Source organism: Enterobacter sp. RHBSTW-01064, from assembly GCF_014103035.1.
In the GTDB taxonomy this organism is placed as follows: Bacteria; Pseudomonadota; Gammaproteobacteria; order Enterobacterales; family Enterobacteriaceae; genus Enterobacter; species Enterobacter mori.
Genome location: NZ_JABXOU010000003.1, coordinates 506,403 through 520,464, shown reverse-complemented (window position 1 = coordinate 520,464; position 14,062 = coordinate 506,403). Strand labels below are relative to the sequence as shown.

Annotated in this window: 15 protein-coding genes; 5 read left to right on the top strand and 10 right to left on the bottom strand. The window is 55.5% G+C overall.

The window, feature by feature from the left end; translation table 11 throughout:
• Positions 1-400: 400 nt before the first annotated feature.
• Both HV355_RS12670 and fdhD read right to left on the bottom strand, forming a co-directional pair.
• Positions 401-613 (bottom strand): DUF1471 domain-containing protein, encoded by a 213-nt coding sequence (locus HV355_RS12670; RefSeq protein ID WP_015569916.1) that lies wholly within the window; start codon positions 611-613, stop codon positions 401-403.
• 114 nt (positions 614-727) lie between these two features.
• Entirely contained in the window at positions 728-1,564 is an 837-nt protein-coding gene (gene fdhD / locus HV355_RS12665; RefSeq protein ID WP_182402096.1) for a formate dehydrogenase accessory sulfurtransferase FdhD, read from the bottom strand.
• Positions 1,565-1,937: 373 nt separating this feature from the next.
• Here fdhD and fdnG point away from each other — a divergent pair, with 373 nt between their 5' ends.
• From fdnG to fdhE, 4 genes are read left to right on the top strand one after another with little or no spacing between them, the layout of a single operon-like run.
• On the top strand, positions 1,938-4,988 hold the full coding sequence (gene fdnG, locus HV355_RS12660) for a formate dehydrogenase-N subunit alpha (RefSeq protein ID WP_159077899.1): 3,051 nt from the start codon (positions 1,938-1,940) through the stop codon (positions 4,986-4,988).
• A 12-nt stretch (positions 4,989-5,000) separates the two neighbouring features.
• The gene (gene fdxH, locus HV355_RS12655; RefSeq protein ID WP_010436855.1) at positions 5,001-5,903 is read left to right on the top strand and encodes a formate dehydrogenase subunit beta; all 903 of its coding nucleotides are present in this window, start codon (positions 5,001-5,003) and stop codon (positions 5,901-5,903) included.
• A complete protein-coding gene (fdoI, locus tag HV355_RS12650) occupies positions 5,900-6,535 on the top strand; it encodes a formate dehydrogenase cytochrome b556 subunit (protein ID WP_010436852.1) in 636 nt (211 codons plus the stop codon). Before fdxH ends, fdoI begins: the two co-directional genes overlap by 4 nt.
• Positions 6,532-7,461 (top strand): formate dehydrogenase accessory protein FdhE, encoded by a 930-nt coding sequence (gene fdhE, locus HV355_RS12645; RefSeq protein ID WP_010436850.1) that lies wholly within the window; start codon positions 6,532-6,534, stop codon positions 7,459-7,461. The genes fdoI and fdhE overlap by 4 nt, the downstream gene beginning before the upstream one ends.
• 42 nt (positions 7,462-7,503) lie before the next feature.
• On the opposite strand, the gene nadS is transcribed toward fdhE, so the two are convergent.
• From nadS to HV355_RS12605, 8 genes are all read right to left on the bottom strand, one after another.
• Positions 7,504-7,794 carry a NadS family protein gene (gene nadS, locus HV355_RS12640; protein ID WP_061096529.1) on the bottom strand — a complete coding sequence of 97 codons (291 nt, stop codon included), beginning with the start codon at positions 7,792-7,794 and terminating at the stop codon, positions 7,504-7,506.
• Positions 7,795-8,106, bottom strand: a complete 312-nt coding sequence (locus tag HV355_RS12635) for a type II toxin-antitoxin system RelE/ParE family toxin (protein WP_182402094.1) — start codon at positions 8,104-8,106, stop codon at positions 7,795-7,797. It lies immediately after the preceding gene.
• Between the two features lie 148 nt (positions 8,107-8,254).
• Complete coding sequence (gene fabY, locus HV355_RS12630; protein WP_010436842.1) at positions 8,255-9,196, bottom strand: fatty acid biosynthesis protein FabY; 942 nt, start codon at positions 9,194-9,196, stop codon at positions 8,255-8,257.
• A gap of 44 nt (positions 9,197-9,240) precedes the next feature.
• Positions 9,241-9,678, bottom strand: coding sequence for a D-aminoacyl-tRNA deacylase (dtd, locus tag HV355_RS12625; protein ID WP_182402092.1), 438 nt, complete (start codon positions 9,676-9,678; stop codon positions 9,241-9,243).
• Entirely contained in the window at positions 9,675-10,556 is an 882-nt protein-coding gene (locus HV355_RS12620) for a virulence factor BrkB family protein (protein WP_010436837.1), read from the bottom strand. The genes dtd and HV355_RS12620 overlap by 4 nt, the downstream gene beginning before the upstream one ends.
• A complete protein-coding gene (gene yihX / locus HV355_RS12615) occupies positions 10,550-11,149 on the bottom strand; it encodes a glucose-1-phosphatase (protein ID WP_119938085.1) in 600 nt (199 codons plus the stop codon). The genes HV355_RS12620 and yihX overlap by 7 nt, the downstream gene beginning before the upstream one ends.
• A gap of 119 nt (positions 11,150-11,268) precedes the next feature.
• On the bottom strand, positions 11,269-12,069 hold the full coding sequence (locus tag HV355_RS12610; protein WP_032639926.1) for a DeoR/GlpR family DNA-binding transcription regulator: 801 nt from the start codon (positions 12,067-12,069) through the stop codon (positions 11,269-11,271).
• Positions 12,070-12,103: 34 nt separating this feature from the next.
• The gene (locus HV355_RS12605; RefSeq protein ID WP_108417976.1) at positions 12,104-13,000 is read right to left on the bottom strand and encodes a sugar kinase; all 897 of its coding nucleotides are present in this window, start codon (positions 12,998-13,000) and stop codon (positions 12,104-12,106) included.
• A 155-nt stretch (positions 13,001-13,155) separates the two neighbouring features.
• Here HV355_RS12605 and yihU point away from each other — a divergent pair, with 155 nt between their 5' ends.
• Complete coding sequence (gene yihU, locus HV355_RS12600; RefSeq protein ID WP_108417977.1) at positions 13,156-14,046, top strand: sulfolactaldehyde 3-reductase; 891 nt, start codon at positions 13,156-13,158, stop codon at positions 14,044-14,046.
• The last annotated feature ends 16 nt before the right edge of the window (positions 14,047-14,062 follow it).

The window sequence follows — 14,062 nt, the reverse complement described above, 5'->3', positions numbered from 1 at the left end:
GGGAGTGCTACAAAGCATTATTTTGGAAAATAGCATTACAGATAGTTCAGATCAATAGCCCAAAAATCTTTTAGGATTAGCGCCTGAGGAATTCCTTAAATCTCAAGATCAATAATAATTATTATATATGTAAACCTTCAAAATAAAGATTGCAGCCACCAAAATCATTCACTAAAGGAATATATGAAATCAACTGGCCAGACCATTCATTTGACTTATTTATAAGATTATTGTTTTTTAAACAAAAGTTACATCAGAAACAGGATTTTTACTTTTATTTATTTTGTTAATCAGGATTATCCAGGAGGATATGACTGTTTTGGCAGGGAGGAGAAATCAGAAGGGAGCAGAAGAACAACCTGTCCCTGCTCCGAAGAGCAAGGGACAGTGGCTACAAGACCTATTTATTCAGTTCAGCGGTCATGTGTACGCGGTTACCGGTGAATGCCTGGGTAATTTTGTACGATGATGCACCTGCTTCCTGAGCCTGTGCAGCAATTTTTGCTTCTGCACCGTCCAGCGTAGAGGCGGAAGCGGTTACTGTCTGCGCAGCGAAAGAACCGAAAGAAGCAGCCAGAGCGATTACAGCGACAAAAGTTTTGATGCTTTTCATGAGATAAACCCTTTCATTAAGTTGTTTAGGTAAGGCACCGTGCCTTGATGAGATAAATACTAGACCTCATCCCGATCAACTAAAAGCGGAAGGATTTGCTATTCTCTTTCAAAATTACTGATCAACAATTAGTCGCTGTGAGTGCGTGTAAATCGTCGCCCTTCCAGGCTTGCAGAACCCCACCAGCGTCAGGTTGCAGCGCTCTGCCACTTCCACCGCCAGCGTCGTTGCCGCTGAGACCGCAAACAGAATTTCCACGCCGCACATGGCGGCTTTCTGCACCATCTCGTAGCTGGCGCGGCTGGAAACGAGCGCTGCCCCCTGCTGCCAGACGTCACTTTCACGCGCGCGGCGACCGAGCAACTTATCCAGCGCCACGTGGCGGCCCACGTCTTCGTGACCACCGATAATGTCGCCCGATGGCAGAACCCACGCCGCCGCGTGCGTACAGCCGCTCAGCTGACCGATGGGCTGTACATCGTTGAGGTGTTCCAGTGCCTTATCGAGGTTGGCGAGGTTAAACGTCTGGGTAAACGGCAGTGGCGTAACGGGCTTGCCGATATCGTTGAGCTGCTCAACACCACACACGCCGCAGCCGGTGCGTCCGGCCAGCGCGCGTCGACGCTCTTTTAACCCCATAAAGCGGCGGCTGGAAAGCTCGATTTGCACTTCAAGGCCGTTACACGCCTTCACCACGTCCATGCCGTAGATCTCCTGCGGATGGTCGATGATGCCTTCCGAGAGGGAAAAACCGATGGCGAACAGCTCAAGATCTTTCGGCGAAGCCATCATCACCACGTGCGAGATACCGTTGTAAACGAGCGCAACGGGCACCTCTTCCGCCAGAAAATCGGGCGTGGCATGGGTAATGTGGGGCGGTCTGTGTACCACCCGTTCCACAACGCCCGCAGGCAGGGGTGACGGGTGGGTAACACGGTTTTGTTTAGACACGACGGTATTCCTGAACAACCACGGAGGTGAGCCTGCTATTGCATCACAAACAACAGGGCTTACGCATAGTATGGATCAACTTTTCAGCATCAAGTTTACCTACTCACTTGTGAGAGGTGCAACAAAACGCATGCTACACCCCTTTAACATGCGGGGTTAATAATGTGATTAATATCACACTTTATAGTCAACAGGGTGATAATACGTTCACTTTGTTTTAACGCCATTGGAACAGTCGTACCGACATTGTGGTATTCTGATGATATCCCTCGTGGAATTGAGGGATTAACGCAAATTTTTCTCCTTTGCGGTCAATTCTCAACCGCGAAGTTAAAACTACATATGTAAGCAATGTCGAAACAAGGAGTGACCCATGCAGGTCAGCAGAAGGCAGTTCTTTAAGATCTGCGCTGGCGGTATGGCAGGCACAACGGCAGCGGCACTGGGCTTCGCGCCCGGCGTAGCGCTGGCGGAAACGCGGCAGTATAAACTGCTGCGGACCCGTGAAACCCGTAATACCTGTACGTACTGCTCCGTCGGCTGTGGGCTGTTGATGTATAGCCTCGGCGACGGTGCAAAAAATGCCAAAGCGTCTATCTTCCACATCGAAGGCGACCCGGACCATCCGGTCAACCGTGGAGCGTTGTGCCCGAAAGGGGCTGGTCTGGTGGACTTTATCCACTCCGAAAGCCGCCTGAAATTCCCGGAATACCGCGCGCCAGGCTCAGACAAGTGGCAGCAAATCAGCTGGGAAGAGGCGTTCGACCGCATCGCAAAACATATTAAAGAAGACCGCGATGCCAACTTTGTCGAGAAGAACGCCGACGGCGTCACGGTCAACCGCTGGCTTTCCACCGGGATGCTGTGTGCCTCTGCTTCCAGCAACGAAACCGGTTATTTAACCCAGAAATTTACGCGCGCACTCGGTATGCTCGCGGTCGACAACCAGGCGCGTGTCTGACACGGACCAACGGTAGCAAGTCTTGCTCCAACATTTGGTCGCGGTGCGATGACCAACCACTGGGTCGACATCAAGAACGCCAACCTCATTGTGGTGATGGGCGGTAACGCCGCTGAAGCGCACCCTGTCGGGTTCCGCTGGGCGATGGAAGCCAAAATCCACAACGGTGCGAAACTGATTGTGATCGATCCCCGCTTTACGCGTACTGCGTCAGTGGCGGATTTCTACACCCCTATTCGTTCAGGTACTGACATCACTTTCCTGTCAGGCGTATTGCTGTACCTGATGACCAACGAAAAATATAACCGCGAATACACCGAAGCCTATACCAACGCCAGCCTGATCGTGCGTGAGGATTACCACTTCGAAGATGGCCTGTTCAGCGGTTACGATGCCGAGAAACGCAAATACGACAAAACCAGCTGGAACTACGAGCTGGACGAGAAAGGCTTTGCGAAGCGCGACACCACCCTGCAACACCCGCGCTGCGTGTGGAACCTGCTGAAAGAACACGTTTCCCGCTACACGCCGGAAGTTGTCGAAAACATCTGCGGTACGCCGAAGGCGGACTTCCTGAAGGTGTGCGAGCTTATCGCCGAAACCAGCGCGAAAGACAAAACCGCGTCGTTCCTGTATGCACTTGGCTGGACGCAGCACTCCATCGGTGCACAGAACATCCGTACCATGGCGATGGTTCAGCTCTTGCTCGGCAACATGGGGATGGCAGGCGGCGGCGTGAATGCCCTGCGCGGCCACTCTAACATTCAGGGTCTGACCGACCTCGGCCTGCTGTCTCAAAGCCTGACGGGTTACATGAACCTGCCAAGCGAGAAACAGCCTGACCTGCAAACCTACCTAACGGCCAGCACGCCAAAACCGCTGCTCGAAGGCCAGGTGAACTACTGGGGCAATTATCCGAAGTTCTTCGTCTCGCTGATGAAAGCCTTCTACGGCGACAAGGCGACGGCGGAAAACAGCTGGGGTTTTGACTGGCTGCCGAAGTGGGACAAAGGTTACGACGTCCTCCAGTACTTCGAGATGATGCACCAGGGCCAGGTCAACGGCTATATCTGCCAGGGCTTTAACCCGGTTGCCTCGTTCCCGAACAAGAACAAGGTTGTTGAGTCTCTGTCGAAGCTGAAGTTCCTGGTGACGATTGACCCGCTCAATACCGAGACCTCGACCTTCTGGCAGAACCACGGTGAATCGAACGACGTCGATCCATCGAAGATTCAGACCGAAGTGTTCCGTCTGCCGTCGACCTGCTTCGCGGAAGAGAACGGTTCTATCGTCAACTCCGGACGCTGGCTGCAGTGGCACTGGAAAGGCGCGGACGCCCCGGGCATCGCCATGAACGACGGCGAGATCCTGGCCGGTATCTTCTTACGCCTGCGTAAGATGTATGCGGCAGAAGGCGGCGCGAACCCGGAACCGGTGCTGAACATGAGCTGGAACTACTCGACGCCGGAAAACCCAGCCCCAGAAGAAGTGGCGATGGAGAGCAACGGTAAGGCGCTGGCGGACGTTATCGACCCTGCCACCGGTACCGTGCTGGCGAAGAAAGGCGATCAGCTCAGCACCTTCGCACACCTGCGCGATGACGGCACTACCTCCAGCGGCTGTTGGATCTTTGCCGGTAGCTGGACGCCGAAAGGCAACCAGATGGCTAACCGCGATAACGCCGACCCGTCGGGCCTCGGCAATACGCTGGGCTGGGCATGGGCATGGCCGCTCAACCGCCGCATCCTCTATAACCGCGCATCCGCTGACCCGCAGGGCAACCCGTGGGATCCGAAGCGTCAGCTTCTGAAGTGGGACGGCGCGAAGTGGGGCGGCGTGGATATTCCGGACTACAGCACTGCCGCACCAGGCAGTGACGTTGGGCCGTTTATCATGCAGCCAGAAGGGATGGGACGCCTGTTTGCTATCGATAAGATGGCGGAAGGTCCGTTCCCCGAACACTACGAGCCGTTTGAGACGCCGCTGGGCACCAACCCGCTGCACCCGAACGTGGTCTCTAACCCGGCAGCCCGTATCTTTAAGGGCGATTTCGACGCGCTGGGTAAAAAGGACAAGTTCCCGTACGTGGGCACCACCTACCGTCTGACCGAGCACTTCCACTACTGGACCAAGCACGCGCTGCTTAACGCCATCGCGCAGCCGGAACAGTTTGTGGAGATCGGCGAGAAGCTGGCGGGCAAGCTCGGCATCGCCCATGGCGATACCGTGAAGGTCTCCTCTAACCGCGGCTATATCAAAGCCAAGGCGGTGGTGACCAAGCGTATTCGCACGCTGAACGTTCACGGACAGCAGGTGGACACCATCGGTATCCCGATCCACTGGGGTTATGAGGGCGTGGCGAAGAAAGGGTTCATTGCGAACACCCTGACGCCGTTCGTCGGCGATGCGAACACGCAGACGCCGGAGTTTAAGGCCTTCCTCGTGAACGTGGAAAAGGTGTAACGGAGACGACTTATGGCTTATCAATCTCAAGACATTATCCGTCGTTCCGCGACAAACAGTTTCACGCCCGCGCCTCAGGCGCGGGACCACCAGCAGGAAGTGGCGAAGCTTATCGACGTGACCACCTGTATCGGCTGTAAAGCCTGTCAGGTGGCGTGCTCGGAGTGGAACGATCTGCGTGACGAAGTGGGTCACAACGTCGGGGTGTACGACAACCCGGCGGACCTGACCGCCAAGTCCTGGACGGTGATGCGTTTCTCGGAAGTGGAGCAGAACGACAAGCTGGAATGGCTTATCCGCAAAGACGGCTGTATGCACTGTGCGGATCCGGGCTGCCTGAAGGCATGTCCGTCAGAAGGGGCTATCATTCAGTATGCTAACGGCATCGTCGACTTCCAGTCCGAACAGTGCATCGGCTGCGGCTACTGCATCGCGGGCTGTCCGTTCGACGTACCGCGCCTGAACCCGGAAGACAACCGCGTCTACAAATGCACGCTGTGCGTTGACCGCGTCACCGTCGGCCAGGAGCCAGCGTGCGTGAAGACCTGCCCAACCGGCGCTATCCACTTTGGCTCCAAAGAGGATATGAAAACGCTGGCGGCAGAGCGCGTGGGCGAGCTGAAAACCCGTGGTTACGACAACGCGGGCCTGTACGATCCGGCCGGGGTTGGCGGTACGCACGTGATGTACGTGCTGCACCACGCCGACAAGCCGAACCTGTATCACGGCCTGCCGGAGAACCCGGAAATCAGCGCCACCGTGAAGTTCTGGAAAGGCATCTGGAAACCGCTGGCAGCGGTCGGTTTTGCTGCCACCTTCGCAGCGAGCATCTTCCACTACGTCGGCGTTGGTCCGAACCGTGCGGAAGAGGAAGACGACAACCTGCATGAAGAGAAAGACGAGGTGCGCAAATGAGAAAACGTGACACCATCGTGCGCTACACCGCGCCGGAACGCATCAACCACTGGGTCACCGCCTTCTGCTTCATGCTGGCGGCGATAAGCGGGCTGGGGTTCTTCTTCCCGTCCTTCAACTGGCTGATGCAGGTACTGGGCACGCCGCAGCTGGCGCGCATCCTTCACCCGTTTGTGGGTGTGGTGATGTTTGCCTCGTTTATCATCATGTTTTTCCGCTACTGGCACCATAACCTAATCAATCGGGATGATATCTTTTGGGCGAAGAATATTCGTAAGATCGTCGTCAACGAGGAAGTAGGTGATACCGGGCGTTATAACTTCGGCCAGAAATGCGTATTCTGGGCGGCGATTATCTTCCTGGTCCTGTTGCTGGTGAGCGGCGTGATCATCTGGCGTCCGTACTTTGCGCCTGCTTTCTCAATCCCGGTGATCCGATTCGCGCTGATGCTGCATTCATTTGCCGCAGTGGCGTTAATTGTGGTTATCATGGTGCATATCTACGCCGCCCTTTGGGTGAAAGGCACCATTACCGCGATGGTGGAAGGATGGGTAACCAGTACGTGGGCGAAGAAACATCACCCGCGCTGGTACCGTGAAGTCCGCCAGAAACAGGAAAAGTCATCTGAATGAGTATTCGCATAATCCCGCAAGATGAGCTGGGGTCGAGCGAGAAACGCACGGCGGATTATATTCCGCCGTTGTTATTCCCCAGACTCAAGAACCTCTACAACCGCCGCGCAGAGCGTCTGCGCGAGCTGGCAGAGAACAACCCGCTGGGCGATTTTCTGCGCTTTGCCGCGCTGGTTGCCCACGCGCAGGAAGTGGTGCTGTACGACCACCCGCTGCAAATGGATCTGACCGCGCGCATCAAAGAAGCCAACGCGCAGGGCAAGCCGCCGCTGGACATTCACGTCCTCCCGCGCGACAAGCACTGGCAAAAGCTGCTGCATTCGCTGATTGCCGAGCTGAAGCCGGAGATGAGCGGTACCGCGCTGGCGGTTATCGAGAATCTGGAAAAAGCCTCTGACCTGGAGCTGGAAGAGATGGCGAGCGCGCTGTTTGCCTCTGACTTCTCTTTGGTCAGCAGTGATAAAGCGCCGTTTATCTGGGCCGCGCTGTCGCTCTACTGGGCGCAAATGGCAAGCCTGATCCCGGGCAAAGCCCGCGCCGAATACGGTGAAGCGCGTCAGTTCTGCCCGGTCTGCGGCTCAATGCCGGTCTCCAGCATGGTGCAAATCGGCACCACGCAGGGGCTGCGCTACCTGCACTGCAACCTGTGTGAAACCGAGTGGCACGTGGTGCGCATCAAGTGCAGTAACTGCGAGCAGACCCGCGATCTGAACTACTGGTCGCTGGAAAATGAAGAAGCGGCAGTGAAAGCGGAAAGCTGCGGCGACTGCGGAACCTACCTGAAGATTCTGTATCAGGAAAAAGACCCGAAAGTCGAAGCGGTGGCCGACGATCTCGCCTCGCTGATTCTGGACGCGAAGATGGAGCAGGAGGGCTTTGCCCGTAGCTCGATCAACCCGTTCCTGTTCCCGGGTGAGGGGGAGTAATCTCCCCATTTAGCCCGGTCAGCCTCTTTGCTACCGGGCTAATTACTGCGAAAGTGCAGGGATAACATGCTGAGGATCGTTGGCAATAGCCCGCAGCAGCGCTTTAGCCGGGCCTGTAGGCGAACGTCTGCCCTGTTCCCAGTTACGCAACGTATCAACACTGACAGAGATGAGATTCGCGAATTTACTCTGTGAGAGACCGGATGCCTGACGGATTTCTTTAATTTTCATCGCATCGATTTGAAAGGTGCGCGATGGCTCACGTTTGCCCTCGGCAATTTCGTTCATTTGCGCCATGCTTTGGGTTAACCGCTCAAACAGCGCCTTATCCATTTACCACCTCTCAATCATCTTTTTCAGAATGGCTTTCTCACTCGCGGAGAGGTCATCTTTGATCCCTTTGCGATAGATGAGCAGCAACCTGATTTCAAACTCACGCGTACGATGAAAATAGATGACTCTGACTCCACCACGCTTCCCCTTACCGCCAGCAAGCCAGCGAATCTTTCGCAGGCCTCCCGTATTTTGGATAAGATCGCCGTACTCCGGTTGCGTAGCCAGGAATATCTGGAACCTATGATATTCGTCGTCATCCAGTAACGTTTTGACGTCTTCTGTGAAAATATCCGTTTCAATGAATAGCATTAATCATACGCCATTGGCTTATAGTAACAAATGCTCAATGTACGTCAATGACGTACCCCTGGCTAATTACGTTAAAGGGATACGCTGAATAAAGCGAATGGTACTTCCTGCTACGTTGTGTATTTGCGAGCCGCTTTCCAGATGACCGTTACTCCTCCTCGTTCCCACCCTCTTCATACGCGCCGTAGGGCTTCGCAGGAAGGACGATATACGTTCCCTCAAACACCGCGCCCGCCGTTTCATCGCCAAACAGCTCAACCTGCATCTGTACGCGCGCTTTGCGGCCTCGCGCCAGACGGTCAAGATCGCCACCCAGCGCACCGAGATCGGCCACCGCGCTCGGCTTGCCGCTGATAGGGGCGCTGTAGCGAATATGTGCATCAGCAAGAATAATGGTGCCGCCCAGATGACGCTCGCGCAGCATTAGCCAGATGAGCCCCCAGCCGGTAAGGGTCGCCAGCGAGAAGAGACTACCTGCAAAAAGGGTATGGTGCGGGTTTTGGTTGCCGATCTCCGGCATGGTGGTAATGAATTTCTGCCCTGTGTACTGCTGAATACGAACACCCATTTTTTCACTGAGCGGAATGTGCTCATACCACGCCTGCTGCAGCTGACCGCACCAGTCCGCACGATGCAGAATGTCATCCAGCGTGGCGATGGGTTTGATCATCAAAAAGTGGCGAATCGGCGTGGTCTGCGGGGCAGTAATTTCGCCCTGGTTAACAAAACCGAGCTTGGCAAAGAACTCGACGGCGTCTTCACGGGCGCTACAGGTGACGCGCTTAACGCCTTCCTGACGGGCGACGGACTCCAGCGTCATCGCCATCAGGGTACCGAGCCCTTTATCCTGCACTGACGGGTGAACCGCCATAAAGCGAATGGAGGCTTCATTGTCGGCATTGATATACAGTCGCCCAACGGCGACGAGGTTACCCTCTTCATCCACCACCATTTGATGGTGCGCCATCGCATCCCAGGCGTCGCGTTCAGACCCTTTAGGTTGATGTAAGGGTTTGCGCAGCATTTCCCAGCGGAAATGGTAGTAGACCTCTAACTCTTCTTCCGTTTGCGGTACTCGAAGGTGATACATAGCTGTACTCTCTCTGGTTACCCGCGGCCACGCCGCCAGTTGGCTCATACCTGGAGCCAGAATGTGACGGGGCCATCGTTCACCAGCGATACCTGCATATCTGCAGCGAATCGTCCGGTTTGCGTATTCATTTTCTGCTGACGGCAGCGCTCAACAAAGTACTCGTAAAGGGCTTCTGCGCGTTCTGGCGCAGCACCTTTAGAAAAACCAGGCCGCATGCCACGTTCGGTATCTGCGGCCAACGTAAACTGGGAAACCACCAGCACGCTTCCACCCGCCTGCTGGACGTTGAGGTTCATCTTGCCTTCCGCATCGCTAAAGATGCGGTAGCCCAGCACGCGCTCGCACAGGCGGTTGGCTTTTTGTTCGTCATCATCCTTTTCGACACCTAACAACACTAAAAGTCCTGGGCCGATTTCACCCGTCACCTCATCCTCCACGGTGACGCTGGCACGGGTTACGCGCTGTATCAATGCAATCATGGTTGGTCTGCTTCTTGTTGTTTTTCAGCTTCTGCTGCTTTTTTAAGTTCGCGGTATATTCCGAGAGTGACAGTTATTTCAGCACCAAGCAAGACGATACACCAGGTCCAATAGACCCAGACAAACAAAATGGGGATCACCGCCAGCACGCCGTAAATCAGCTGATAAGACGGGAACATGGTGATGTAAAGCGCGAAACCTTTCTTGCCCAGTTCGAAGAGCACGGCTGCGACCAGCGCCCCAACGATGGCATCACGGTTAGGTACGCGCGTCGTCGGTACCACGCTGTAAAGCAGCCAGAACGAGAGCCACGATAAAATGAGCGGGAAGATGCGCAGAACGTTATCAATCACGCTGTTTAAGTCACTCGCCCAGCGCAGAGAAAGAAGATAGGAACTGATCGCCAGGCTCGCCCCCGCCAGCAGCGGACCGAGGGTCAAAATCATCCAGTACACGGCAAAGGAGTAAACCTTTGGACGGATTTTTTTGCTTCGCCAGATGGTGTTGAGGGCACTGTCGATGGAATACATCAAAAGCAGCGCCGTGACGATGAGGCCGCAGGCGCCCACCGCCGTCATCTTGCTGGAGTTGGCGACAAACTGCTCAATATAGTTCTGTATGACGTCGCCGGTGGCCGGAATGAAGTTTGCAAAAACAAAATGGCGAAGCTGCAGGCTGACATCTGCAAACATCGGAAACGCGGAAAACAGGGCAAAGATGACCGCCACCAGCGGCACCAATGAGAGCAACGACACATAGGCGAGATTCCCCGCCAGCGTCGTCATGTTGTCCTCATCAATGCGGTGCCAGAGCAGCTTCAGCCATGCCCGAAGCGGCCGGGTATGGTGCGTGGCTTTTTGATGAACGGTTTTTAGCATAACTGCTTCGCAAAATAGTTCGGTATCGTCTCTTTTCCGGTCACCAGAATTGACGTGATACCTAACTGGTTAGCTCCCTCTATATTATCGGCGTTGTCGTCGAAAAAGACCGCATCAGCCGCGGAGAATCCTTCTTCCTGCAGAACCGCCTGATAAATACGCGCTTCAGGCTTGCGCATGCCCATCTCCTGGGAGAGATAGATTTTATCCGCTGCCGCGTGGATCTCCGGGTATTCATCCGGCCAAAACGTGGTATGCAGGCGGTTGGTATTTGACAGCACCACCACGCGATGCCCCTGCTCGCGCAGTTTATGCATGATGTCGGTGACTTCCGGGCGGATCGCGACAAAGACTGCCTGCCAGCCATGAGAAAACTGCTCATAGCTTAACGGCAGATCCATTTCATGGCAGAAGCGCTCTGCGAATTCTTCATCGCTGATTTCACCGCGTTCGTGCTGGTGGAAGGTTTCTCCCATCTTAAAATTCTGCTTTAACGTCGCCAGCGGTACACGGCTAAAATCGCTCCATGCGCCCAGCACCCGATTAAAATCGATATCGACGATTACATTTCCTAAGTCAAAGATATAAAGCATGTTTATCTCCTTTCGCCGTGGAAAAGTAACTGTAGCGGGAAAGATAAGGTTTGGCTATGCGTGAGATTCAGCTTAAAGAAATGAATGGCCCGAACGTGAATGTCGGGCCAGGAGAAGCGTTAGCCTGCCTGCTGTTCGTCGGTTGAAATCACTTCAACAATTTCAACTTTGCTGGATTTGAGATGATTTTGCAGCGCCGAACCGGGCAGTTCGTCGGTGAAGAGCGCCGTCGCCTGCGCAACGTTGCCAATTTCCACCGCCGCAGACGCCTGATATTTCGTATGATCGGCCGCTAACAGAATGTGGCGAGAGTGGGCCATCATGGTTTTCACCACGCTGGCTTCATTGACGTCAAATTCCATCATCGCGCCGTCGTGTTCGATCGCCCCGACGCTGGTGACCAGGTAATCCGCACGGAATCCCGATACGAACGCCGTGGCCGCCGGGCCGATAATGCCGCCGTTATGCGGACGCAGCGTGCCACCCGGCACCATGACTTCAAAGCGCGGATTCTTATACAGAATATGCGCCACCCGCAGGCTGTTGGTGATGATGCGCAGATGATTATGGTTAAGCAACGCCCGGGCAACATGCTCCACGGTCGTCCCGATGGTGATAAAGATAGTTGAACCATCGGGAATATAGTCCGCAATCGCCTCAGCAATGGCCCGCTTCTCTTCGGTAAGCGAGACTTCACGCTGCTCGAATGCCGTGTTCACCACGCTGGATGCCCTGCCCGCGCCGCCGTGATGACGCGTGATCAGCCCCTGCTCGCTGAGCTTGCGGATATCCCGGCGCACGGTTTGCGTGGAGACATCCAGCAGCTGTGCCAGTTCATCAATGTTCATATAGCCGCGATCGGCAATCAACGTTAGCAGCTGATCGTGACGCGGGTTGCCGGTCAGTTCGGTAAGGCTCATGGGCTGTCCTCTGAAAACCATCACGCCCCGCATTTTATACAAAAAGTGACAAAAAAGAGCGGGTTTGATCACAGTCGGGTATACCCGCACGCCCGCCGGGCTTTGTACATTTAAGGGCTGCGACGGCGCTGGCAAAACGCACGGCGTCGGCTGAGGACGTTTGCTGCCCCAGGCTGAACGCCAGCGCGCCGTGGAAAACGTCGCCCGCCCCGGTGGTATCAATGACGTTGACCTCAAAGCCGGGCTGATGGCACAGCGTGTCATTTTCCAGCCAGAAGCAGCCGTCACGCCCCTGCGTGACGTAAACATGTCCGTTTGTGAGCGTTTGTGCTTTTTTCAGCGCGTCTTCGGTTTCCTCCCGCTGCGTTAAGCGCCGGAGTCCCGGTGCGGAGAAGGCCGCATGATCGCTTAAGGCAACCAGATCCGCGATGTCCTGCGGGGTGACATCCGCATCAAGAAGGGTTGGCACTCCCTGCTGCCTGGCAAGGGTAAAAGCCTGCTTTGCGCCGTCATGCCAGCGCACGTCCGCTAACACGATATCCCATTGCGAGAAGTCGATTTCACGCAGCCAGTCTGCCGCGGCAGGGAGATCGGGGCTGGGATAGTTCGCAATCACGCGCTCCCCGCTGCCGTCAACCAGCACCGCAGACTGTGACGAACGCGCATCTTTAAACACGCGCGTGTAGCGGGTGTTCACCCCCAGGGACTCCAGCTCCGCCAGCAGCCTTCTACCGGTATCGTCGTCCCCCACCCGACCAATAAAATCCACTTCCGCGCCCAGCTTTGCCGCCGCCACGGCCGCAGTTGCCGCCGGACCGCCGCCCACTTCCGTATAGTCTTTTGCGACATATTTCCCACCTTCTTTAGGTAAATCATCGAGATACCAGATGCGATCCAGCACGGTTATGCCGACACAAACGATGCGAGTCATGGTGATTCCTTCTGCGATTTCTGATGCCTTCATTTTAATTTCACCAAATGTTTAAAAAGTGACCCGTGTCAATTTTTTGACTATAAATTACAAATACGATCAAAAACAGACACCACAAACGCGCAAAAATTGACACGATGTGACAGGAGAAAGGCATGTCAGCAATCGCATTTATCGGATTAGGGCAGATGGGCGCGCCCATGGCGAAGAATCTGTTGAAACAGGGCCACCAGCTTAACGTTTTTGATGTGAACCCGCAGGCGGTTCAGGCGCTGGTGGAAAACGGCGCACGGGCGGCGGCTACGCCCGCACAGGCAGCAACGGATGCCGAATTCGTGATTACCATGCTGCCAAACGGCGACCTGGTGCGCAGCGTGCTGTTCGGCGAGCACGGCGTGTGCGAAGGGTTATCCCGCGACGCGCTGGTCATTGATATGTCCACCATTCACCCGCTGCAAACCGACACGCTGATCCGCGACATGGCTGAGCAAGGCTTCAGCCTGATGGACGTGCCCGTCGGACGCACCTCTGACCATGCCATCGCCGGTACGCTGCTTCTGCTGGCGGGCGGTACGGCGCAGCAGGTTGAGCGCGCCACCCCCGTCTTAATGGCGATGGGCAATGAACTGATTAACGCCGGCGGGCCGGGAATGGGCATCCGCGTGAAGCTCATCAATAACTACATGAGCATCGCCCTCAACGCCCTGTCGGCAGAGGCCGCCGTACTGTGCGAAGCGCTTGGCCTCTCCTTTGACGTGGCGCTCAAGGTGATGAGCGGCACGCCAGCCGGCAAAGGTCACTTCACCACCTCATGGCCGAACAAGGTGCTGAAAGGGGATCTTTCACCCGCCTTCATGATCGACCTTGCGCATAAAGATCTGGGGATCGCCCTGGACGTGGCCAACCAGCTCCACGTTCCGATGCCGCTGGGCGCGGCCTCCCGCGAAGTTTACAACCAGGCACGCGCCGCCGGGCGCGGGCGCGAAGACTGGACGGCCATTCTTGAACAGGTTCGCGCATCTGCCGGGCTGAAAAAATCACACTGATACGAAAGGACTGAGG